Raw genomic sequence first — 22,825 nt, forward strand, 5'->3', positions numbered from 1 at the left:
TCAACTAAGAAAGCTAGTATCTGATAATAAAAAAACACGAATGGGATATACCAACAACAAGTAGTACTACTCCTTTCGTGTTTTTGATTTTAAATTATGAATGATTTGCCATTTTTAAACCACTATCGAAACATCGCAAACAGCATAACTAGAGCTGCTGGTGTATTGTTTAAAATATGCACAACCATTGAATCTTTCAGATTTTCCCGACGTGCAAAAGCGGCATAAAGGACTAACCCCATCGAAAAGTAAAGTGGAAATTCTGTCCATTTTGAGATGTGAGGAAGTGCAAAGATGATGGATGTCACAATAGCTGCTGCTAGTTTTTGACTCTTTCCAAAGAAAAACCTTGTCGCAAAGCCACGGAATACCAATTCTTCAATCACTGGTGCTATTAGTGCCACTGTTACAACATATAACAAAGCAAAAAAGATGTGATCAACTGACATAATTTTTCCTAGACTTTGTAAAGCGTTATCGTTGCTGGTAGTTCTTTGCCCTGTTAAAAAGATATTTAGATAAGTCCCAACTACTGCTACCACTCTTGCCGCTAAAAAGAATAACAAGGCTTTTCCAAAATCTCCCCATGAAAAAGACAAACTCTTCACATTCTCTGAGGCATGAGTCTGGTATCTCTTCCATAAAGTACGAATAGCAAAAAACACAATCACAAGATATACCAAAACGAACAAAATTTCTGCATACATTGGTAGATTTTGTCCTTTAGCTAAAAATAACATGGGGATGCTATTGATAGCTATGACTAAAATAATAAGTCCTAATAATTTTAAAATTCCAAGTCCAATATGGGCTATTTTTTTCATCAATGATTCTCCTTAGAATGGCTATTTTTTTGAAAGAACTCTTCACCATAGAGATATTCATCATATTGATGTAAAGGCGAAGAATACCACAATTATTAATTAAAGTATTGAATTTCACGTAATAGAAGTGAAATGGACAACAAGATGACATAGAACGCTAGTAAAACAAATTGATTTAACTGATCATAATATGCTTCCCATTCCGCTTCATCATCAATCTTCATCAAGGCTAACACATCTTCAGGAAATGTAACGGTTGGCAATTTAAAATGGCAAATCTGCTTTAGCCATTTGGAAATAAGATTGCCCATACAAGATAAAACAAGTGTTACATAAGGAAATAAGCTACCTTAAATTGAAAGACTATTTCTAGTAATGGTTAACCTAAATGATGTTAGTATACCAAAAAATTTTTAAATTGTCATCACATCTAGCGAAATCGTACTATACTCCAGAGTTTTAAACCTCTTCTGATAAAGTTACTCATTTTTAGTTTGTGATTCCAATTGTTTCTGAATTTTTCAGCTCTCACGCTCGAAGCTCTTTTAATCGATTTTCTAGCTTGATACACTCTTCTCCTTTCATTTGTATTGTGACTCAATTGCGTCATTTTGATAAGTATGGTCGTCAATTTTAGTATGATTACTGTCAATTTATGCAACTATCTATTACATATAAAACCCCCAAAGAGAACATTTCTTGTTCAACTTTGGGGGTTATTAGTTTTATTAGGCTATCGCTAGTCTATTCAACTATTTATTCTTTTTTGATCGTTTTGCTAGAATGAAGATAACAATTCCTAAAATAACGACTCCTACCAATCCAAGAAATGTTACCTTTTCACCAGTTGATGGAAGGAATCCATGTTTATTTTGTTTTGGTGCTTCTTTTACAACTTTATAATGAATCTTGTAGATAGAAAAGTGTGTTGTTTTAAAACTAATCGTTTGATCGTTGTTAAGAACAAAATCAAATTTTTCTGCTTGTTTGCCGTCTTTCATAGCATAAACAGATTCCACAGTAGCGCCTTTCTTTACTGGTACTGTCACTACTGTTGAGCTGACTTGTGATACCACTTTACCTTTCGGATTAGTTAAGGTAATATCATAGCTATCTGCATTTTCTTCAATCGTCTTTTTAACTGCTAATTTTAGCTTAGCCTTCACTAAATCTGCATTTTGTAAGCGAACACCTGTAGCGGTATCCATTAAGGTGTCAGAAATTTCGCTTGGTTTTGGTTTTTCAGAATCCGGAGAACTTGAAGATGGTCCTGAACTAGAGCTTGGTGGTGTTTGCTCATTTTTGATTTTTTCTTCCATTTCAGCTTCTAGAGCTTTCATTTCTTTAAAGACTTTCTCCGCACGTGCCATACTAGCTGCAGTCACTTCCTCTGGCGAAGCCCCACCTGCAGCCGCATATTGTTCATCAGCCTTAGCTTGTTCTTCAATCCATTGTGCTTCTAAAGCTTTCCATTTTTCCTGTACACTATTGCCAAATAATTTTTGGTGTTTGGCCGCCATATCGTAAATGTGAGATGCAACCCAATACCACGAATTTTTGTCGTACTTCGTTGTATCAACTTGGTAAGCTGAATACGTATTGGTAATATTTCCATAATATGGTAGGTATGGAGCGAAACGAGGACTTCCAACGGAAAGCCACATCGTACCACCACCCATGCTGGCAGGGATATTATCTTTCAATTGGAAAATGTGTGCTTCCATTACGTTTGGATTGCCAAGCGGATATTTATAGACTGGATCTACTTTTCCACGTTGAGGAATCCCTTTACCATCTAATTCCATTTGGTCTAGTGGTTTGAATTGTGTTCCTTCAAAACGATTCCGCTGCATCCGCATCACATCTGCAACGCTAATTTTTTTATTACTAGATTGCAACAAATCAAAATATTTATCATCATAATTGATCGGTGCATCTGGATTTAAAGCCTTAATACCTGCCCAAGCACGCGAACGATCTGCCTCTGACATTGGTGGATTATAAGATTGGGAGATATGAAACTTGCCATTGATTTCTTTATAAGAATGAGCATCACGTGCTACTTTTTCTACATTTTCTGAAGCAATGACATTTTTCTTGTCATTAAAATCAACATTTCCTAAGAAGAAAGTATTAGGGAAAACACTATATTTATCATCGGGATACTTAATGGCAACATATTGGTGGCCAGAGAGGATTTCCATGTACCAAACACCCGTCTTATCCGCAATTGTCACAATATTGCCTTCAGCAGCACCTTGCTTTTTGACAATCTCCGCGATGAGTTCCACACCTTCACGAGCCGTTTTGACATGTGGTAAAACGACTGTAGTCATAATAGATTCTGCTAAACCTTTTTTTACATAAGGATCAACTTTTTGAATAGCTTTATTTGCTTTTGCAGAAACAGTGGCTGATATAGATACTCCATGTTCATTAAAGCCTACTTCGTCAAAAATACCTTCTTTTGGCGTGACGTCTGAAACCGAAGTGTATTTATAACTCCGAGCAGGTAACTGCCATTCAAAACCATTGGCTTCATCAATCAGTTTTGCACCTGCTTTATTGTCCTTAGCTGGATGGACTTTATAAACTTTATTATGATGAGGCTCCAAATCCTCTGTACGACCATACAAAGTCGAACCATCTGCTGTCAAGTTCTTCCCAACAATAAAACCTGTACAAGCTTCAACTGCTTGGAAAGGAAAGAGAAAGAGAGCAGATAACAAAATTGTTAAACGAAAAATAAATTTTTTCATATATTTCTCCTTTTATCATTGCATGTTGAATACATCAACTTTTTATAAATAAGAGCGATACACACTCTTATCACCTTTTTAAAACCGTATACCTTAAATTTAGTATACTATTTTAAATCTATTTTAGCAAGCGCTTTCATGTATAATTTATGTATTAATTATTCTTTTTGTCCTAACATTTACAATAAATACCCAGGAAATCATTCCTGGGTACATTGTTCATATTGTGAGATTTCTTGCAGTATTTTTTGGTAATCACTTGCTTCTAAATAATAAGTTAACTCCTCTGGGCTGTAGAAATTTTTTCTCAAAAAGAAATCGCTCGGTAATTCTAATCCCAAAGTATCCAAAACAGTCTGAGAAAATGTTGTATAGGCAAATCCAATAGCTGTGATAACATTCTTATCTTTTACAACTGGCTGATGGAGCATATTTTCTTTTTCCAAAAAAGAAAAATAGTCTACCAACTCCATATATAAACCGCCTGTATAATATCGATTTCTCAATAAACCAGCTTTTCCCAAAAACATAGGTGACGAAGAAATGGCAGCTACTATTGTTCGCTTGATATCTACATTTTTCAAAAAAGAGATGAGTCTAGAATCATAAAGACTAACAAAAGGCTCCTGTGTACCTGGCAATATGATACAATCATACACTACACCTTGAACTTCTTTAAAAGTAAAATCCGGAATAACTTGTAATCCTTCTTCACTTGTATAAATTTTCTTTTCTGAAGCAAGATAGTCCAAAGACTGCCCAAAAGAAAGACAAAGAATGGATGTCAAAGTTGTGATTTCCTGCAATGAGCACGCTGGATACAGTAAAACTGCTATTTTCATAGAGGCTCCTTTTAGAAACATAGATCAAATGTTTGCTACACTTGCTTTGCCAGATATACAAATTCCATTTCATTCTGTACGATTGCTGCTATCCAGATAGGCGTATAGTTATCATCCTTCATAAGAGATTTTATTTTCTATGCTTTTCAGGATCCCAAACAAAGCTTGCGATAAAACTAAAAATAAATGTCAACAAGCCAACAACAAGGGATAGTAAGAGGGCAATCAAACGTGGCAATAGCAATAATAGATTCGGACTTTTTTTCACTTCAAGAGCTGCTACTTCTGCATCTAAACGATCAAATGCTGCCTGAATGCGACGTGCTACTTCTTCCACACCTTCATCATTCATCTTTTTGATGTCTGAAATATCAATCGGGTGCCCAAAATCCATGTCTACACGTTCACCTTTTGCCAATCCTTTCAAATGCATCGGACCAACATAAACGACTGGAAGAATCCGTACCTTTGCCATTTTCGCAATCAAGGCTACACCGCCCTTAACATCTGTCGAATGTCGACTTCCACTTGGAAACATAATCAACGAGCGATTGCTTGATTTCAGCATTTTTACAGGGTATTTGATAGCGGATGCTCCAGGATTTTCACGGTCAATCGGAAAAGCACCACACATCCGAATCCACCAACCAAAAACGCGATTCGTGAATAATTCTTTTTTTGCCATAAAAATAAATTGCTTGGGTCTTGTAGCGAAAGCCATATAGACTGGATCCCACCATGTACGGTGCGGAGCAACTAAAATATAATTTTCCTCTTGGTCTGGAATATTCTCCAAATGGTGGTAGTGTACATTGCCATTTAAAGCCCATAAAATCAACATCACCAATCTTCTCAAATATCTATAAAACATCGGCTCTCCCTTCTTATTTCTTCCATTATACCTTATCCAATGCCTGCTCGCAAACTTTTTCAACATAAAACTGTCACGTCGGAATAGATTCTATTAGAAATTTTACTAAAAAAATGGTATGATTATCCTCATGAATACGAAAGAATTTACAGGATTAACCCACCAGCAAGTCCAAGAAAAAATTACGCAAGGACTCACTAATGATTTTACAGTCAATACAAGTATCAGCACTTGGCAAATCATCAAGCGTAATATTTTTACGCTATTTAATGCGTTAAATTTTGCAATCGCTGTCGCTCTCGTTTCTGTTCAAGCATGGAGCAACTTAGTTTTCTTCGCTGTTATCTGCTTTAATGCTTTTTCTGGAATTGTCACCGAATTGCGTGCTAAACACATGGTCGATAAGCTCAATCTCCTAAATAAAGAAAAAATTAACGTTATCCGTGATGGGCAAACCACCCCTATTAATCCAGAAAATTTGGTTCTAAATGATGTCATTCGCTTAACTGCAGGGGAACAAATTCCAAGTGACGCAACTGTTTTAGATGGTTTTGCAGAAGTCAACGAAGCTATGTTAACAGGAGAAAGTGACCTTGTACAAAAGGAAATTGGAGATCAGCTTCTCTCAGGAAGCTTTCTTGTCAGTGGTCATGTAGTAGCTGAAATCACCCATGTTGGATCTGATAACTATGCTTCTAAACTGATGCTAGAGGCTAAGACTGTCAAACCAATCAATTCTCGTATTATGAAATCCATGGACAAGATTGCAGGTTTTACAGGAAAAATCATTATCCCTTTCGGAATTGCGCTCTTTCTAGAAGCTCTCTTGGTAAAACATTTACCTGCCAAAGACTCAGTTGTCAATACCTCAACGGCTCTTCTAGGAATGCTACCAAAAGGAATTGCTCTTTTAACGATTACTTCTCTTTTAACAGCTGTCATCAAGTTGGGGTTACGAAAAGTCCTTGTACAGGAAATGTACTCAGTCGAAACACTTGCTCGTGTTAATATGCTCTGTCTCGATAAAACAGGTACGATTACCCAAGGTAAAATGCATGTTGAAAGAGTCACCCCGCTCACACAAGATTTTTCAGAACAAGCAATTGCTGATATTCTTAGTGCTTATATTGCGGCAAGTGACGACAACAATCCTACTGCACAAGCTATCCGCAAACAATTTACAAAATCGTCAAATTACCAAACTAGCAACATTATCCCATTTTCTAGTGATCGTAAATGGGGGGCCATGGAAATGTCGAACTTAGGGACTGTCTTTCTTGGCGCACCTGAAATACTCTTTCAGGAAGAAATCGGGCAAGCACAGGAAGCCCAAATACGAGGTTCACGCGTACTTGCTTTAGCCATTAGTTCTGAACATATTGACCACAAACACATCCACTTACCAAGCGCCATTCAACCTATTGCTATTTTAGAAATTACAGATCCGATTCGTGACGGAGCAGCTGACACTTTAGAATACTTACGCTCGCAAAAAGTTGGTTTAAAAATCATCTCAGGTGATAATCCAATTACTGTATCCAATATTGCTGCAAAAGCAGGCTTTGAAAATTACCAAAGTTATGTTGATTGTTCAAAAATATCAGACCAAGAATTGATTGATCTGACAGAAAAAACGGCTATTTTTGGTCGTGTTTCTCCTCATCAAAAGAAGCTCATTATTCAAACTTTGAAAAAAACAGGATACACCACAGCTATGACTGGTGACGGAGTCAATGATATTCTAGCCTTGCGGGAAGCAGACTGCTCCATTGCTATGGCTGAAGGTGATCCGGCAACACGACAAGTTGCCAATCTCGTCTTGCTGAATTCTGATTTTAACGATGTCCCTGAAATCCTCTTTGAAGGGCGGCGGGTGGTCAATAACATTGCCCGCATTGCACCAATTTTCCTCATTAAAACAACTTATTCATTTATTTTAACGATTATTTGTATTTCCAGTATCTTACTGGGACGAGCTGAGTGGCTTCTAATCTTTCCATTTATCCCGGTTCAAATTACCTTGATTGACCAATTTGTAGAAGGTTTACCACCATTTGTCCTCACCTTTGAGCGCAATATCAAACCAGTCGAACCCGACTTTCTCAAAAAAGCCATTTTTAAAGCTCTACCTAGCGGACTAATGGTCGTCTTTAGTGTTTTATTTGTCAGCATTTTCGGTGGATTGCATGGTTGGTCACAAGTAGAAATATCAACTCTACTTTATTATTTATTAGGCTCTATTGGCTTTCTCTCCGTTGTCCGTGCCTGTCTGCCACTTAATATCTGGCGAATCTTACTTATTCTCTGGTCACTCATTGGTTTCTTCGGAACAGCCGTTATCCTGCAAAAATACATCGAAATCACTACCTTAACCAGCAACAGTTTGCCAATCTATTTCATTCTAATGCTCCTCTTTACAATTACTTTTATTGTTGTGACACACAGACAGAATGAACGGGAACAGAATTCGTGAAATTAAGCATGTAGACAGTAGAAGAATTATCTATTTTAAGCAATTTAAGCAAAAATTTTACAAATCTTTTCTCTTCTTCTTGTCCAGTTATCACTACTTTCTTATTTCTAAATATGATATAATAACTGTCATAGAAAAGTTTAGGGAGTAATGGATGATTTCTTGGTTGATAAGAATTTTAAAGGGAATTATCATCGCGCTAGGATTTATTCTCCCCGGGGTATCTGGTGGAGTTTTAGCTGCTATTTTGGGAATTTACGAGCGGATGATTTATTTTTTAGCGCATATAAGGGAAAATTTTCGGGATAATGTGCTTTATTTTTTACCTGTTGGCATTGGAACGGTGTTAGGAATTGCACTATTTTCCTTACCAGTTGAATATCTATTAGAACACTATAAAATCATTGTTTTATGGGGATTTGCAGGTGCAATTATTGGCACAATTCCAAGTTTATTAAACGAATCTATCAGAGAATCTGATCGCGATCGAACTGATGTTATTTGGTTCCTTACTACCTTTTTCATTTCTGGTATTTGCCTATATTTTCTCAATAGTTTCGTTGGAACTTTACCTGCAAATTTCTTGACATTTATTTTAGCTGGTGCGCTAATTGCACTAGGAATTCTCGTTCCAGGCTTGAGTCCTTCAAATTTACTTTTAATTTTGGGACTGTATTCTCCTATGCTAATCGGTTTCAAATCTTTAGATATTTTAGGAACTTTTTTACCAATCGGAATCGGCGGTCTTCTCGCACTTGTCATTTTTTCAAAATCTATGCATTATGCTTTAGAAAATTATCATTCTCGAGTATATCATTTTATCATCGGTATTGTCTTGTCAAGTACCATTCTCATCTTGGTACCAAATCCTGGGAACAGTGAAAGTATTCATTATGCTAATACTTCTATCATCACTTTAGTTACTGCTGCCTTCTTCTTTGGTTTGGGAACTTGGCTGGGTGCTTGGATGAGCCAATTGGAGGAAAAGTATAAATAATGGCTAAAAAAACAAAAATCAAGAAAACCTTGGTCGAACAAATCTTGACGAAAGCTAAAATCAGCCACAAAGGGCTTCAAATTAATGCTTTAGGAGGAGAATTACCTGCAGAAATAGATCGTTCACAGATTTATAAGACATTAGCCCTAACAGGTGATAAAACAGGTGTTATCATTGGCATCCTGCCCATTACAGAACATCTTTCAGAAAAGAAACTAGCCAAACTTTCTGGTAACAAAAAAGTAAGTATGATCCCACAGAAGGATTTGGAAAAAACAACTGGTTACATTCATGGTGCAAATAATCCTGTCGGCATTCGACAAAAGCACCATTTTCCAATTTATATTGATCATTCAGCTTTAACACGTGAGACTATTATCGTATCAGCTGGAGAATTAGGACACAGTATTGAAATTAGCGCAAAGGATTTAGCTGATTTTGTTGAGGCAGACTTTGCAGATTTAAAAGAAAACTAATATACCATTCAGAAAGGAAACTGCATGAAACTCTACTTCGTTCGACACGGAAAAACTCAATGGAATTTGGAAGGGCGATTTCAAGGAGCCAATGGTGACTCACCACTACTTGAAACTTCTATCAAAGAACTACACTTGCTTGGAAAACATCTGTCTCACATCAAATTTGATAAGATTTTTTCAAGTGATTTACCACGCGCAATGGCAACTGCACAGATCATCTGTAGTGAAAATCAATATTCATCAGTTGTTGAACCACATACAGAGCTACGCGAATGGCAACTTGGCTCTCTAGAAGGGCAGAAAATCTCTACAATTACCGCCATCTATCCTCATCAGATGCAAGCTTTTCGTCATAACTTGGCAAAATTCAACAACTCTATTTTTGGTGCAGAATCGGTCTATAATACTACACGACGTACAATAGACTTCATCAAATCACAAAATGGATATTCTTATGAGAATCTTCTTTTTGTTGGTCATGGAGCTAATTTAACGGCTTCTTTACGCTTGTTATTAGGGTATGACTTTGCTCAACTGCGTCAGCAGGGAGGCCTTGCCAATGGAAGCGTCACTATTCTTGAAACACAAGATTTTGAACATTTTACACTTCTTGATTGGAACAATCTTGACCACTTAGAAACAATTGAAACTGTGAGCGTATAAAATCACGGTTTTTCTTTATTTATAGGTGAATTTCTGCCTTATTTATGATAGAATGAGGAAGGTAAACTTTAGGAGGAAGAATATGACTACTGAACATATTGAAGAATTAAATGACCAGCAACTGATTCGTCGTGAAAAAATGACTGCTTTAGCAGAACAAGGTATTGACCCTTTTGGTAAACGTTTTGAACGTACTGCAGATTCTGCCCAATTAAAAGAAAAATATAGTGATAAAACAAAAGAAGAACTACATGAATTAGCGGAAACTGCTACCATTGCAGGACGACTTATGACCAAGCGCGGGAAAGGCAAAGTTGGTTTTGCTCATATCCAAGACCGTGAAGGTCAAATCCAAATCTATGTCAGAAAAGATACTGTTGGTGAAGAGAATTATCAAATTTTCAAAAAAGCAGATATTGGGGACTTCCTTGGTATTGAAGGTGAGGTTATGCGCACAGATATGGGAGAGCTGTCAATCAAAGCAACTCACATCACACACCTCTCTAAAGCACTTCGTCCATTACCAGAAAAATTCCATGGACTAACAGACGTTGAAACGATTTATCGTAAGCGTTATTTGGATTTAATTTCCAATCGGGAAAGCTTTGAACGCTTCGTAACTCGCAGTCGTATCGTTTCAGAAATTCGCCGTTATCTTGATAACCAAGGATTCCTTGAAGTTGAAACACCTGTACTACATAATGAAGCTGGTGGTGCTGCTGCTCGTCCATTTATTACTCATCACAATGCGCAAAATATTGATATGGTGCTTCGTATTGCGACTGAATTGCACTTAAAACGTCTAATTGTTGGTGGTATGGAACGTGTTTATGAAATGGGACGCATTTTCCGTAACGAAGGAATGGATGCCACTCACAATCCTGAATTTACTACAATTGAAGCTTATCAGGCTTATGCGGATTTTGAGGATATCATGGACTTGACAGAAGGGATTATCCAAAGTGCAGCTAAAGCTGTTACAGATGCCGAAAGTGTCCCTTATCAAGGTACTGAAATCTTTATCGGTCGCAAGTTTGCACGTAAACATATGCTAGAAGCCATTAAAGAGCAGACGGGTATTGATTTCTGGAAAGAAATGACTCTCGAAGAGGCCACTGCACTAGCTAAGGAACATCATGTGACGGTTGAAAAGCATTTTACAGTTGGTCATATTATCAATGCTTTCTTTGAAGACTTTGTAGAAGATACGTTGATTCAACCTACATTTATCTATGGGCATCCAGTTGAAGTTTCACCTCTTGCTAAGAAAAATGCAGATGATCCTCGCTTTACCGACCGCTTTGAACTCTTTATCGTTGGGCGCGAATTTGCCAATGCCTTTACCGAGTTGAACGATCCAATTGATCAATTATCTCGTTTTGAAGCACAGGCCCAAGCTAAGGAACTCGGAGATGATGAAGCGACTGGTATCGACTACGACTATGTAGAAGCTCTTGAATACGGTATGCCACCAACTGGCGGCCTCGGAATTGGAATTGACCGCTTAATTATGCTGTTGACAGATGTCACTTCTATTCGTGACGTATTGCTCTTCCCTACGATGAAGTAAACAATTTCTTATCAAATGAATACTGAGATAACAAAAATGACCTTACTCCCTCGTTCAAGAGGGACAAGGTCATTTTTTAACTCTATCATAATTGAATTTTTTCGTTCAAAATTCTACTATAATCAAGAATTATTTCTTTTGCTCCATCATAAGGCAACTCATATACTGCATTTGGCATATAATTTATCGCAGACTGCACAGGTTTAACAAGTAATCTATCATCATATATTCCGCCAATAATTTTTCCCTCGTAATAGATAATAAATTCTCCCATCATAGCTTTATAACTAACATTATCTAATTCAGATACTTGTTCTAAAATAAAGTCTAAGTATTCTTTGCTTGAAGCCATTTTTTATATCTCTCCTAATTACTAAAATTTCAATAGTCCATTTTCGTCAAACTTAAAATTTGAACCCCATGCAACTTCCCAGTAATATCCATCTAAATCAGAAAAATATGCGTGATATCCACCCCAAAAGGTGTCTTGTGGTTCTTTTACAATTCTTCCGCCGGCATTTCGTACTAATTCAATTACACTATCAACATCTTCTTTATGTTCAACATTGTACGCTAATGTAATTCCGGAAAATCCATTTCCCTTTGGTGGATTATTCTCATCAATATCTTTTGCTAATTGTTCCAAAGGAAATAGTTCAAATTTTGTTCCTGGAGTATCGAAAAAACATACTGGCGGATTATTTTCTTTACAGTTAGTCTTATATCCTAAACCATCTCTGTAAAACTTTATTGACCTTTCCATATCTCTAACACCCAAACAAATACAAGTAATCTTATTCATTACTACCTCCATAATTTCTAATTTGTCATATAACTTTATAATTTAGGTTTAGGTTTTATTAATAAATATTGTTTTTCAAAAATGGATTAACCAGAGCCATCCACTCTAAAGGTAGATAAGCTGATAAATATCCATGATTATAACCTTTAGCTTCATACAGAGTACAATTGGGATGCATTTCCTTAAATAGCTTAGCCGACTCCTTAACGCAACTCATTTCTTTTTCACCATAAATATATAAAACCTGTGCTTTACTTTCTGTAATAGCATTTTTAAGTGTATATCTTCCCATATATGTTTGGTACATAGTAACTAATGTTTTAATGGGAATCCTTGGCATATCCTCCATATAGTAGTTTTCTATTTCTTCTGGATAAGCCATATTGGGATACATTTTTTTCATTAAACTCAACTGGATTTTGCTTGCCACTTTGCTAAACATAAGTTTTCCAAATAACTTTACAATAACTATACTAATTCTTGCTAATTTGGGTTGAGGAATACAAATACTCCCATCTATTATTGCTTTATGAGCTATATCACTATCTAATGATAATAACTCAATTGCAATTTGACCACCCAGCGAAACGCCACCCACAGCAAACAATTTCCCATCACAATTATTCTTTATATAATCCATAATTTGCAGTGCAGAATCTTCGGTTGAAATGTAATCTTTTTGATGTTCTTCTCCATGACCATTAAGTGTTGGTAAAATTACATGGTATTTATCGGATAACATTTGGGCTTGCCGAAGATAATTCCACCAGGAATTACCTCCGCCATGTATCAATAATATATGTGGAAAATTTTTATCACCAAATTCATGAAATATCATATTCATCACCTACACAACTTCAAATTTCTCTTTCCGACATATATTTTTGTATTTCGTCAAAAGTTAATTTTCTAACCTGCGTATTAGAATACTCATTATAGTCTTCAACTCGAAAAATAGGAGACATCGTTTCACAGATTTTATCTTTATTCTTTCTCAGATACACTTGCAAGTCTTCATTATCCGCAAAGATTTTGTATGATAATCTGCTATTCTTACTCTTAATCTCATAGATTCCACAAGATTTTTTCATTGTATAATCAGCAGTTCTCAAATATAACTTAGCTTAGCAATTTCTAATGACTTGAAAGGAAAATTCCATCGCTGTAAACCTCGATTTTGATCATGCTCAATACAAATGCATCTACCACAAGTACCACAGATATATTGTGTATGATTTTCCAAGCAATCAAATGGGTTTAAAAGTGGTGTTATTCTACTATTATCAACATAACATTCTTTGCACATTCCAATATCACGCTCCCCCTGTAAATTTGCATTTGTCTACACTGCTTTAATCTTCTCATTTATCAATTCAATAAACGCTATCACAGTCGCTCCTATCATTGGAAGTCCATAGGGACTTAGTAAAAATCCGATGATGAGTGCTTATATTGCTGCTTTTGGATTGTGTAGCATAAAGAATGAACCAAATGCTACAAACACACAGATTGTCGTTACAATATAAAGTAATGCCGTTCCAACTCCAAGCAGGAATGTCAGAAAAGCAGTTAAAATTAATAAAACAAGACTAATCGGAAATAAGATAATTTTTAATATCCATCGCATACACTACCTCTTTTTCTCTTCAGCTTATGTGCTGCTTACAACCATTATTTTAGTCGATAGTGGCTCTAAGCAACACATAAACTATCAGTTTCTTTAGTTTTAAACTTTGGTAGAAACTTCAACCCCCTTGATTTTACTGAACTATTTGCCTCTGTCATTATTATGACACGAGACCCACAAGCAGGATCATAAACGCGACCTAGATAAGGCTTTAATATTTCTACAATCGTTTTAACGATACTAGTCGGAGTATAGAATTCACCACCCCGTTTTCCTTCATAAGCTGCAAACTGTTCAATACAATATTCATAAGCACGTCCAAGTAAATCTTTTTCATTCTCACCTTCATACATTTGAATATTAGTAAAAATGTCTACAACTTCCCCTAAAACTCTCTTATCTAAGTCCGGACTGGCGCATAAATCTGAGGAAGGACATTCTCTAGACTAGGATTATCCTCTTCAATTTCACGCATGGCCTCATCCAAGACTGTGCCAATTTCCGAAGAATGGGCATGACTCGCAATGAATTGCCATCTAGCTATTTCAGGGACGAAGAAAATATTCTCCTCTGAATATGCATCAGGATCATTCTCAAATCCGTCACCCTCTGCAAGTAATTATTGGTATTTTTCTTCAAAAGCATCTGATACATATTTTAAAAAGATTAGACCAACAATAACTTTTCTGTACTCTGACGCTGAAATGTGCCCCCGAAGTGAATCTGCAGCATCCCATAATTCCTTTTCAAATCCAATATTTGCGTTTGATTTTTTCGCCATTTTATACTCGTTTCATATTTTAGTTACATCCATTTTACCACATTTCAAGCAAGTAAAAAAGCACCGTTCCGGCGCTCGTATCTATTTTAATATCTTCCTATAAATTTTTCTTTTGCAATTTTAGTATATCGTTTAATAAACTTACACTTTGCATCAGTGTAGCCGTCTCTATCATGTTCAAATTTCTTCCATAAGTTCAGCTTTAAATGTTCATATTCTTTCGCTACATTATGATTCTCACGTAAGTAATCTCTGAAATATAGTTCATCATTATCTCCTACAACTCTAATGTGAAGATGAAAGACTTTTTCTGCAAAACCTTGCTCCGTGTATCCTTTATTTAATGAGATTCGCTGTGTACTTTGACTCATGCATAACCACTTATTTTCAACAAGAATATTTTTCACTATTTCTAGTTCTTCTGCTAATCGAACCTCAAGTAATATATCTACTATATTCTTTGCCCATATATTTTGAACCGCAGTACTACCAATATGAGATATTCTTACTATATATTTAGCTGGTATCAGGGACAAAATAGCAGTTGCTTCCTCATCATACCAATCCGCCCATTTTTTATTATGTTTTACAAGAAATATGGGAAATAATTGCCATAATTCTTCTAAACTCATGTTTTCTAATTTTTTACTCAATTTCTCCTCCACGAGTTTAAAGTTATTTCTCCCATTTGTTCCTATTACAGTATTTTCAAAGGAAATTTCAAAAAAGCAACAATATGACTGTTATCTTTTATTATTAGACTGACGGCGATAAGCTTTAGGAGATTTACCACAAAGTTTGCGAAAAACCTTGTAAAAATACCCGACATTGCTGTATCCCACTGCATAACAAACATCCTCAATACTATCATTAGTGGATAAAAGAAGCTGTTGGGCGGCCTTAATTCGTTGTTTATTAAGTAACTCAGCAAAGGTTGAATCCGTTTCGCGCTTAATCAACTGTCCTAAATAAACTGGATTGATATAAAGCTCTTTACTAATATCTTTCAAGGATAAATCTTTTTGGTAATCACGCCCAATAACCTCTAAAACACTGGCCACATTTTCATTCATCCGATATTGAGCAAATAAATCTTGCAACTGTAGTTTGATATAACTTAACAATTCATCAAAAGAGTGCATCCCTTCAATTTCTTTGATAATACTGGTGATATCATCTGATTTCAAATGTTCAAAAAGGTGATAGACATCCATGATAAACTGGATCATCAACTGCTTAGTAATAGAAATCTTCGGGGTATTTTTTAGGATAATTTCTTTTAGCAAATCCAATTCTTCCAAAATTTGATGAATATTTCCTTGAATAATCACCCGATACATAGGTTCATAGTAGCTAAAAAGTGGATTTTGTACCTTCAAACTGATTGTTCCATAAAAAATCGTTTTTTCCAAATTGAGCTTGAAATGCTGAATTTGTTCTTTATAGGGCGCTGAAAATTCAACTTCATAGATACTCTCTTCTTTTTGATGAGAAAGAAAAAGATAGATTGATTGCCCTGAACTATGATAAGGAATAGAGAAGATACCCTGTGCTTTTGTACTAGCTCCTAGATAGATTGGCCCTACTTCCTTTAGCAAGTGAACTATTTCTTCTTCTGTAGTATCATCTTGAAAAATAGTCGCCATCTGATGGTAAGAGGACTGTTCAAAATTTTTGGATAATTTTTCTAAAATGGCTGCCAATTCCAGTTTATTAACTGGCTTCACTAAATAGTCCGCAACTTGTAAGTTTAAAGCTGTTTTAACATATTCAAATTCCTGATAACCAGATAAAATAATGAACGCAACATTTGGTAAAGAAGACTTCATCTGAGCAATCATATCCAGCCCATTCATACCTGGCATATTGACATCTGTAATAACTAGATCAACAGGATTTGTTTTGATATATTTTAAAGCAGTTTCTGCATCATTAGCAGTCGCTACAACTTCCATCTTCCAATTTTCAAAAGGAATGAGTACTTTGAGCCCTTCTGTAATCATGTATTCATCATCAACTAACAATACTTTGTACATAATGTTTTCTCTATTCATCCTTAATTTCTATAGTATAGGTAACTCCCTGATTTTTTCGGGATTCGATCTGAATGTTATACCGTTCTCCGAAAAAGAGCAAGAAACGCTCGTGAACATTCACAATTCCAATAGACTTTCTTATCTCTCCGTTGTCTATATCAAGCAGCTGACGATTAGCTAACATTTGCTGAATCTGAGCCAATTTTTCGGGCGGCATTCCACAACCATTATCCTGAATCAACAATCTGACAGCACCTGCTATTTTAACTGCTTTAACGCTGATGACATTGTCTTTTCTGCGATAATCAATTCCATGAGCAAAATAATTTTCTACTAAAGGCTGAATACTAAATTTAGGACACAACATATCTTTTAGTCCTTCATCTATTTTAAAACCATAAGCAACAGACTTCGGATGACGTACCATACAGAGATAACTATATTTACGGCAAAATTCCAGCTCATCCTCCAGCCTTGTCTTGGTTTCACTAGAAGTATTATTTCTTAGCAAACTGCTAAATTCATAAATAATATCCGCCAGTTCTTCTTGGCTTTGCATAACAGCATACATGCGGATAAATTCCAATGTATTGTACATAAAATGAGGATTAATTTGCGCCTGAAGTGCACGCATGTTAGCATCCTTTTGAGTAAGCTGTAACCGATAAATATCACGGATATTTTTATCTAAACTATTTAGCATAGTATTGGTATTCGTTGCAATAAGCAGCAGTTCTTGCTCTTTTGTAGCAGTATCAATTCGCTTGTTGTTTTCTCCCTGAGTGATATCCTGAATCGTATCTACAATATCTACAACCTGCCTTTGATAATTCAAAAAAATACGTTGCAAGCTCCAATATAAAATTACGACCAACGCAAGACCAGAAAGAACAATCAGACTAATACTAGAAAGAATACTATTAAACATATAAAACGAAGGAACTGCTACTTGTATCAGATAATTATAAGCTGTTTCTTTTTTTATCCACCGAGTATCTTTACTCAGGTGATTTTCACCAAAGTGTGCTATTTCTTTGTTATAGGATGAGGTGATTCTAGCGACAAGAGGGATTTCTCTCCTAGTATTATCTACTATATTTTTAAAAATAGTCGTATCAACTGTTATGTAAACTGTTCCAATGACTTGACCCGCAGCTTTATCATAAATAGCAATCGGAAATGCATCAGCAGCTGGTTTGAATTTTTCTGCCGCTATCTGTTTTCCACCCTTCGTTTCTCGTGTAGATATAAAGACTGTCTTATAATCTTTTAAAGCAATATCAATACCTTTTACAAAATCATTTTCAACATAGATATTATTAATATTTCGATGCAGAGAAACCTGAACATAGTCTGGAACATCCTCTGATAAACGCCAACTAGCATATTCTGCCGGGCTTAATGTAAAATATTTATAAACTCCTTCGAGCTTCGCTTGATTCTCCACTAGGCTCTGTGCTAACTGAATAGTACGGCGATTATAATATTCAACTTCTTCCACCAATCTCGTTGCAGCTTGCTGAGAAATTCGTTCTATTTCCTGCTTCTTTCCCTGCCAAGCTACATAAGAAAGAATGAAACTTAGACAGCCGATGATAACAATCATAATCACAGCATAGGCTTTTAATAATGAGTTTAACCAAAATTTTTTCATTGTTCTTTCATGATTAATTTAGACTGAACTATTTGATAAATAGGTTCTAAAACATCGCTGATAAAAAAATGCCAGACTCCAATAAAAACAAAAAAGAGTAAAGCAGGTATATAATAACCAGCAATTGATAATAAGATCGTTCCCAGTAGAACTTTTAATACGGCTGAAATATTGAGAAAAGGACCAATTAAAGCCAGTTTGAACCAATTTTTATAAGATAGTTCAAAGTAGACTTGCAATTTTAAATAAACAGCGTATGACAAGGGTGCAACTAGTAAGAAAACTAAATCCAGAATTGCAAGTAAAATATGCAGAATTGTTTGATGTGGTAATTGCACTAGTAGAAAAATGCCATAAAACAAAACACCTTCTACTATAAAGAAACTATAAAAAATTTGATTGGCACATACGAAATTGCTTTTGAATACAGTCCACGCCTCCTGCCAATGATATCGTTTATAATCATAGCGATACTGCTGAAAGAGAGTCATGAGTGTACTTCCTGCTGGAGCAAGTCCAAAAAACAGTCCACCTGACAATGTTAAGAGCCAAAAAATCGCTGTCGCTATCATAGCCATATAAACTCTTTGAAAAATTAATTCAATCAATTTTCCCATTCTTTATTCCTCAATTCTTATCAGTAAAATCATCTACTACATGAAATGATTATACCATATTTTAACCGTTTTCAAAAATTTTCAAATCTTTCACTTATCTCTATTAATGAAGTATTATAGCTAAGTCTCAACTATTCCTCATTTGATTTTCTTCTATTTACCACAAAACCTAAAATAAAGATGAACTGTTCTGTGATATTTCAAAATTTTACTAACTAAAAACCTCCTTAGATAAATCCAAGGAGATATGCTAATCTAAGCTTATTTTTTAGAAGCAAGGAATTTATCGTATTGTCTTTGCAACTCTTTCATGACTTTATCATAAGCACCTTCTGATTTCAGTTTTGCCATCATTTTAGGAATTTCAACATCTGGATCAACTGTACCTGTATTGATTGCTGTAGCATATTCTTTAATTGTATTGGTAATACTAGATACTTCAGCTTTTACAGGATCTACATTAAAGTTGAATCCGAGTGCTGGTGATTCTGGTGCCTCAGAAAGAATCTTTTTAGAATCTTTAATTTGTTGATCTGTTACCTTTTCATCAACGTGAAGCAGCCAATTATTACCTGTATTCCAGCCGGACATATGAGTAAGGTTATTATAGCCTTTCAGTGTTCTCACTCGATTCTTTTTACCAGCAACGTCTTCCCAATTTTTACCTTTAGGTCCATATACCAAACCGTTCAGCAACTCTGGATCGGTATTAAGCAAGTTCAGTAATTCCATTGCTTTTGCTTTATTTTTAGAATTATTGGAAATGACAAAGTTTGCTACTTGTGTCGTTTGATTTTTCTTATAATTTTTTGTCAATTGACTGATTTCAATATTCCGATTTGCAACACGTGACAGCAAGCTATTTCCATAATCAGCAGGTCCAACGGTTTCTTCTCGGACTAACCAAGTATCTTGTGACAATTCATATGTAGTGTCACTAGTTGCAACATCTTTTGGAATGTATCCTGCTTTATAATATTTGTGAATAGTTCGTAAACTATCTAAAAAGCGAGGAACTTCATAACGGTTGACAATCTTCGTCTTATCTCCTTCTAAATCAATCGCAAATGGAAGATTATTAGTTATAGGATAATCAAAATTATCAGATGGAATAAAGTTTTTACCAATAGCAAATGGTGTTACTTTTGGATCTTTTTCCTTAGCCGCTTTCAAAACTGGTTCCAAATCTTTGTAGGAATGAATGTTAGAAACATCACCAATACCATATTTCTTAAGAAGTGGACCATTGAAAGCGAAATTTTGAGAAGAGGCTACATTGGCATTGACTGGTACAGCGTAAATCTTGCCATTAATCGTATTCCCTTTGATATAAGCTGGATCCAAGGAATCATATAGCTTCTTTCCTTCTTTTTGATACAATTTTGTCAGGTCAGCATACGCACCTTTTTGGGCATTGATGACATAGTTTTGTGCAAAAGCAATATCATAATTTTCACCAGATGAAGTGATAACATTCATCTTTTGTTCATAATCACCCCAGCCAATATACTGAATCTCTAATTTAGCATTGATTTTTTTCCCAATAATCTTATTAGCGTTGGCTAGAAGCTCCTTAAGATTCTCTGGTTTATCACCAATTTGATACATCTTAAGAACTGTTTTCCCATCCTCTGTCTTAGAAGATTTTTGGTTATTACCAGTCAGATTCCCACAGCCTGCAAGCATTGCAGACAAAGCTAAAAGACTAGTAGAGGTCAGAGCATATTTTTTCCATTTTTTCATATGAAAAGTCTCCTTTTTTATTATTTACATTTATAAATGACTTTGAAATTTTCCATACTGATAAAGTATTTTTCAATGCTATTAGGTACTATTCTTTTACACCACCGATTGTCAACCCCTTCACAAAATAGCGTTGGAAGAATGGATAAACACAAGCAATTGGCACGGTCGCTAAAACCACCATGGCCATACGAGCTGATTCTTTAGGAAAAGAGTTTGTTAAACCTGCAAGTTGGGCACTTGCTCCTACACTTTTAGAAAGATAGTCCAGATTTTGCTGAATTTTTATCAGTAAGTATTGAAGTGGAACTAAGTTATCGCTACGGATATAAAGCAAGGCATTGAACCAATCGTTCCAGTAAGCTAGCGCTGTGAAAAGCGTGATCGTTGCAATACCTGGAAGCGACAGTGGTAGACAGATTTGAAAGAAAATTCTTGTCTCGCTTGCTCCATCAATCTTTGCTGATTCAATAATGGACTCTGAAATGGTTCGTTTAAAGAAAGTTCGCATCAGAATAATATTGAAAGGACTAAGCAACAGTGGCAAAATCAATGCCCAGACTGTATCACCTAAACCTAAAAAGGTTGTCATAATAATATAGGTTGGAATCAATCCTGCTTGAAAGAGCATGCTTGCCATGGCAAAAAGAGTGAAAAATCGTCTGTATTTAAATGTTCTCCTTGAAATAGCATAGGCATAAGTCGTTGTGAAAAAGACATTTAGAGTGGTTCCTACAATCGTAATAAAAATTGTGATAAAAAGCGACTGTAACAATTTATCTTTCAAAGAAAGTAAAAATTCATAACCCGCCAAGCTAAACTTTGATGGCCAAAAAGCAAAGCCATTCTGTACCAAACTTGTTTCATCCGTCAGAGATATGATAATCACAAAGAAGAAAGGTAAGACACAAGATAAGGCAAAGATTGCAATCAAGACATTAAAGAAAAAGTCTGTTTTTTTATCAAAAGAATGAATACCGACATAATCAATCTTTTCTTTTTGAATTTTTTTCGATTTCATAGTCTCCTCTTTTCTAAAACAGAGCAGATTCTTTGTCAATTCTGCGGACGATTAAATTACTTACAACAACTAGAATACAGCCCACAATCGATTGGTAGAGCCCTGCTGCAGACGCCATTCCTAAGTCTCCTGTACCGGAAATTCCACGATAAACATAGGTATCTAGAACATTGGTGACACTATAAAGTGAACCAGAGTCATGCGGAACTGTATAAAAAAGCCCAAAGTCTGCACGGAAGATATTTCCGACTGCCAAAATTGTCAAGACGGTAATCAAAGAAGCTAGATATGGAATGGTGACATGGCGAATTCGCTGCCATTTTGAAGCACCGTCAACCGTAGCTGCTTCATAATAAGTTGGATCAATTCCCATAATACTTGCATAATAGAAAATACTACTGTAACCAAGCCCTTTCCAAATCCCAATAAAGAGAATGAAAGCTGGCCAGAAAGACAGAACTGTATAAAAATTGATATTTGGATTATGCAAGAGATGGTTCAACAATCCTTTTCCTGGATTCAAGAAAGCATCAACGAAGAAACTGATGATAACCCATGAAAGAAAATAAGGAAATAACATTGTTGTTTGATAGAATTTCACTAATCTCTTTGAGCGCAATTCACTAAAGACAATAGCAAACCCTACAGAGAAAATAAGGCCTAAAATAATAAATCCACTATTGTACAAAACCGTATTTCGCGTAATCGTAAAAGCATCTTTTGAGTTAAAGAGGAACTGAAAATTCTTTAGCCCCACCCATTCGCTAGTCAGTACACTATGGAGAAAACCTTCACTGCTTAGTTTAAAGTTTTTGAAAGCAACCACATTTCCTAAAACAGGTATATAGAAAAATAGGATCAGCCAAATAACACCAGGTAAAACCATGAATAAAAAGATCGCATTATCTTTTAAGGTTTTTACAAAATTTTTCACTAAAATCCCCCTTTCCTTTTTTGAGAATGATACCGCTTCCATGTTTTATTATACCCCTTTTCATGGTCTTAACTAAACTCCTAATTATAGAAAAAATTCTACTAATTATTTATTATATGACGAAAATAGGAA

At 35.5% G+C, this 22,825-nt stretch carries 20 protein-coding genes and 3 pseudogenes; 5 read left to right on the forward strand and 18 right to left on the reverse strand.

What is annotated here, in order from left to right; all coding sequences use genetic code 11:
- Nucleotides 1-122 precede the first annotated feature (122 nt).
- The 5 genes from PCY10_RS03995 to PCY10_RS04015 form a co-directional block, all read right to left on the reverse strand.
- The gene (locus tag PCY10_RS03995) at nucleotides 123-824 is read right to left on the reverse strand and encodes a CPBP family intramembrane glutamic endopeptidase (protein WP_102567704.1); all 702 of its coding nucleotides are present in this window, start codon (nucleotides 822-824) and stop codon (nucleotides 123-125) included.
- Nucleotides 825-919: 95 nt separating this feature from the next.
- Nucleotides 920-1,051: a hypothetical protein gene (locus PCY10_RS04000; RefSeq protein ID WP_260468226.1), complete on the reverse strand. Its 132-nt coding sequence runs from the start codon at nucleotides 1,049-1,051 to the stop codon at nucleotides 920-922.
- Between the two features lie 525 nt (nucleotides 1,052-1,576).
- Entirely contained in the window at nucleotides 1,577-3,583 is a 2,007-nt protein-coding gene (locus PCY10_RS04005; protein ID WP_125384024.1) for a C69 family dipeptidase, read from the reverse strand.
- A 200-nt stretch (nucleotides 3,584-3,783) separates the two neighbouring features.
- A complete protein-coding gene (locus tag PCY10_RS04010) occupies nucleotides 3,784-4,425 on the reverse strand; it encodes a DJ-1/PfpI family protein (protein ID WP_021002893.1) in 642 nt (213 codons plus the stop codon).
- A gap of 130 nt (nucleotides 4,426-4,555) precedes the next feature.
- On the reverse strand, nucleotides 4,556-5,296 hold the full coding sequence (locus PCY10_RS04015) for a 1-acyl-sn-glycerol-3-phosphate acyltransferase (RefSeq protein WP_021002894.1): 741 nt from the start codon (nucleotides 5,294-5,296) through the stop codon (nucleotides 4,556-4,558).
- Between the two features lie 118 nt (nucleotides 5,297-5,414).
- Here PCY10_RS04015 and PCY10_RS04020 point away from each other — a divergent pair, with 118 nt between their 5' ends.
- The 5 genes from PCY10_RS04020 to lysS all read left to right on the forward strand — a co-directional run bounded on the left by PCY10_RS04020 (nucleotide 5,415) and on the right by lysS (nucleotide 11,478).
- Complete coding sequence (locus PCY10_RS04020; RefSeq protein WP_021002895.1) at nucleotides 5,415-7,769, forward strand: cation-translocating P-type ATPase; 2,355 nt, start codon at nucleotides 5,415-5,417, stop codon at nucleotides 7,767-7,769.
- A 154-nt stretch (nucleotides 7,770-7,923) separates the two neighbouring features.
- On the forward strand, nucleotides 7,924-8,766 hold the full coding sequence (locus tag PCY10_RS04025; RefSeq protein WP_021002896.1) for a DUF368 domain-containing protein: 843 nt from the start codon (nucleotides 7,924-7,926) through the stop codon (nucleotides 8,764-8,766).
- Nucleotides 8,766-9,242, forward strand: coding sequence for an aminoacyl-tRNA deacylase (locus PCY10_RS04030; protein WP_021002897.1), 477 nt, complete (start codon nucleotides 8,766-8,768; stop codon nucleotides 9,240-9,242). The genes PCY10_RS04025 and PCY10_RS04030 overlap by 1 nt, the downstream gene beginning before the upstream one ends.
- Nucleotides 9,243-9,266: 24 nt before the next feature.
- Nucleotides 9,267-9,908, forward strand: a complete 642-nt coding sequence (locus PCY10_RS04035; protein ID WP_021002898.1) for a histidine phosphatase family protein — start codon at nucleotides 9,267-9,269, stop codon at nucleotides 9,906-9,908.
- A gap of 82 nt (nucleotides 9,909-9,990) precedes the next feature.
- Entirely contained in the window at nucleotides 9,991-11,478 is a 1,488-nt protein-coding gene (lysS, locus tag PCY10_RS04040; protein ID WP_003068521.1) for a lysine--tRNA ligase, read from the forward strand.
- Nucleotides 11,479-11,563: 85 nt separating this feature from the next.
- On the opposite strand, the gene PCY10_RS04045 is transcribed toward lysS, so the two are convergent.
- From PCY10_RS04045 to PCY10_RS04105, 13 genes and pseudogenes are all read right to left on the reverse strand, one after another.
- Nucleotides 11,564-11,830 carry a TfoX/Sxy family protein gene (locus PCY10_RS04045; RefSeq protein ID WP_021002899.1) on the reverse strand — a complete coding sequence of 89 codons (267 nt, stop codon included), beginning with the start codon at nucleotides 11,828-11,830 and terminating at the stop codon, nucleotides 11,564-11,566.
- A 21-nt stretch (nucleotides 11,831-11,851) separates the two neighbouring features.
- On the reverse strand, nucleotides 11,852-12,280 hold the full coding sequence (locus PCY10_RS04050; protein ID WP_021002900.1) for a VOC family protein: 429 nt from the start codon (nucleotides 12,278-12,280) through the stop codon (nucleotides 11,852-11,854).
- 58 nt (nucleotides 12,281-12,338) lie between these two features.
- Complete coding sequence (locus PCY10_RS04055) at nucleotides 12,339-13,118, reverse strand: alpha/beta hydrolase (protein ID WP_020998824.1); 780 nt, start codon at nucleotides 13,116-13,118, stop codon at nucleotides 12,339-12,341.
- Nucleotides 13,119-13,137: 19 nt separating this feature from the next.
- Nucleotides 13,138-13,586: pseudogene (locus tag PCY10_RS04060) on the reverse strand (hypothetical protein).
- 36 nt (nucleotides 13,587-13,622) lie between these two features.
- Nucleotides 13,623-13,907, reverse strand: a pseudogene (locus PCY10_RS04065) (CD1845 family protein).
- Between the two features lie 170 nt (nucleotides 13,908-14,077).
- Nucleotides 14,078-14,688, reverse strand: a pseudogene (locus tag PCY10_RS04070) (type I restriction-modification system subunit M N-terminal domain-containing protein); the annotation flags it as partial.
- Between the two features lie 86 nt (nucleotides 14,689-14,774).
- Entirely contained in the window at nucleotides 14,775-15,341 is a 567-nt protein-coding gene (locus PCY10_RS04075) for a GrpB family protein (RefSeq protein WP_021002902.1), read from the reverse strand.
- Nucleotides 15,342-15,431: 90 nt separating this feature from the next.
- Nucleotides 15,432-16,724 (reverse strand): response regulator transcription factor, encoded by a 1,293-nt coding sequence (locus PCY10_RS04080; protein WP_041787473.1) that lies wholly within the window; start codon nucleotides 16,722-16,724, stop codon nucleotides 15,432-15,434.
- A 10-nt stretch (nucleotides 16,725-16,734) separates the two neighbouring features.
- Entirely contained in the window at nucleotides 16,735-18,378 is a 1,644-nt protein-coding gene (locus tag PCY10_RS04085) for a sensor histidine kinase (protein WP_021002904.1), read from the reverse strand.
- Nucleotides 18,375-18,995 (reverse strand): DUF624 domain-containing protein, encoded by a 621-nt coding sequence (locus tag PCY10_RS04090; protein ID WP_021002905.1) that lies wholly within the window; start codon nucleotides 18,993-18,995, stop codon nucleotides 18,375-18,377. The genes PCY10_RS04085 and PCY10_RS04090 overlap by 4 nt, the downstream gene beginning before the upstream one ends.
- A 261-nt stretch (nucleotides 18,996-19,256) precedes the next feature.
- Entirely contained in the window at nucleotides 19,257-20,738 is a 1,482-nt protein-coding gene (locus PCY10_RS04095; RefSeq protein WP_020998831.1) for an ABC transporter substrate-binding protein, read from the reverse strand.
- Nucleotides 20,739-20,826: 88 nt separating this feature from the next.
- The gene (locus PCY10_RS04100) at nucleotides 20,827-21,759 is read right to left on the reverse strand and encodes a carbohydrate ABC transporter permease (protein WP_003073189.1); all 933 of its coding nucleotides are present in this window, start codon (nucleotides 21,757-21,759) and stop codon (nucleotides 20,827-20,829) included.
- Nucleotides 21,760-21,772: 13 nt separating this feature from the next.
- Nucleotides 21,773-22,693, reverse strand: a complete 921-nt coding sequence (locus PCY10_RS04105; RefSeq protein WP_041787707.1) for a sugar ABC transporter permease — start codon at nucleotides 22,691-22,693, stop codon at nucleotides 21,773-21,775.
- Between the last annotated feature and the right edge of the window lie 132 nt (nucleotides 22,694-22,825).

This window comes from Streptococcus sp. SI1 (assembly GCF_030439945.1).
Taxonomy (GTDB): Bacteria; Bacillota; Bacilli; order Lactobacillales; family Streptococcaceae; genus Streptococcus; species Streptococcus intermedius.

What these genes read in the sequence shown, in the direction of transcription:
- lysS (WP_003068521.1), top strand. Translation starts at nt 9,991, where the DNA reads ATGACTACTGAACATATTGAAGAATTAAATGACCAGCAACTGATTCGT.
- PCY10_RS04085 (WP_021002904.1), bottom strand. Translation starts at nt 18,378, where the DNA reads ATGAAAAAATTTTGGTTAAACTCATTATTAAAAGCCTATGCTGTGATT.
- PCY10_RS04095 (WP_020998831.1), bottom strand. Translation starts at nt 20,738, where the DNA reads ATGAAAAAATGGAAAAAATATGCTCTGACCTCTACTAGTCTTTTAGCT.
- PCY10_RS04100 (WP_003073189.1), bottom strand. Translation starts at nt 21,759, where the DNA reads ATGAAATCGAAAAAAATTCAAAAAGAAAAGATTGATTATGTCGGTATT.
- PCY10_RS04015 (WP_021002894.1), bottom strand. Translation starts at nt 5,296, where the DNA reads ATGTTTTATAGATATTTGAGAAGATTGGTGATGTTGATTTTATGGGCT.
- PCY10_RS04035 (WP_021002898.1), top strand. Translation starts at nt 9,267, where the DNA reads ATGAAACTCTACTTCGTTCGACACGGAAAAACTCAATGGAATTTGGAA.
- PCY10_RS04010 (WP_021002893.1), bottom strand. Translation starts at nt 4,425, where the DNA reads ATGAAAATAGCAGTTTTACTGTATCCAGCGTGCTCATTGCAGGAAATC.
- PCY10_RS04020 (WP_021002895.1), top strand. Translation starts at nt 5,415, where the DNA reads ATGATTATCCTCATGAATACGAAAGAATTTACAGGATTAACCCACCAG.
- PCY10_RS04080 (WP_041787473.1), bottom strand. Translation starts at nt 16,724, where the DNA reads ATGTACAAAGTATTGTTAGTTGATGATGAATACATGATTACAGAAGGG.
- PCY10_RS04090 (WP_021002905.1), bottom strand. Translation starts at nt 18,995, where the DNA reads ATGGGAAAATTGATTGAATTAATTTTTCAAAGAGTTTATATGGCTATG.
- PCY10_RS04050 (WP_021002900.1), bottom strand. Translation starts at nt 12,280, where the DNA reads ATGAATAAGATTACTTGTATTTGTTTGGGTGTTAGAGATATGGAAAGG.
- PCY10_RS04005 (WP_125384024.1), bottom strand. Translation starts at nt 3,583, where the DNA reads ATGAAAAAATTTATTTTTCGTTTAACAATTTTGTTATCTGCTCTCTTT.
- PCY10_RS03995 (WP_102567704.1), bottom strand. Translation starts at nt 824, where the DNA reads ATGAAAAAAATAGCCCATATTGGACTTGGAATTTTAAAATTATTAGGA.
- PCY10_RS04045 (WP_021002899.1), bottom strand. Translation starts at nt 11,830, where the DNA reads ATGGCTTCAAGCAAAGAATACTTAGACTTTATTTTAGAACAAGTATCT.
- PCY10_RS04055 (WP_020998824.1), bottom strand. Translation starts at nt 13,118, where the DNA reads ATGATATTTCATGAATTTGGTGATAAAAATTTTCCACATATATTATTG.
- PCY10_RS04030 (WP_021002897.1), top strand. Translation starts at nt 8,766, where the DNA reads ATGGCTAAAAAAACAAAAATCAAGAAAACCTTGGTCGAACAAATCTTG.
- PCY10_RS04025 (WP_021002896.1), top strand. Translation starts at nt 7,924, where the DNA reads ATGATTTCTTGGTTGATAAGAATTTTAAAGGGAATTATCATCGCGCTA.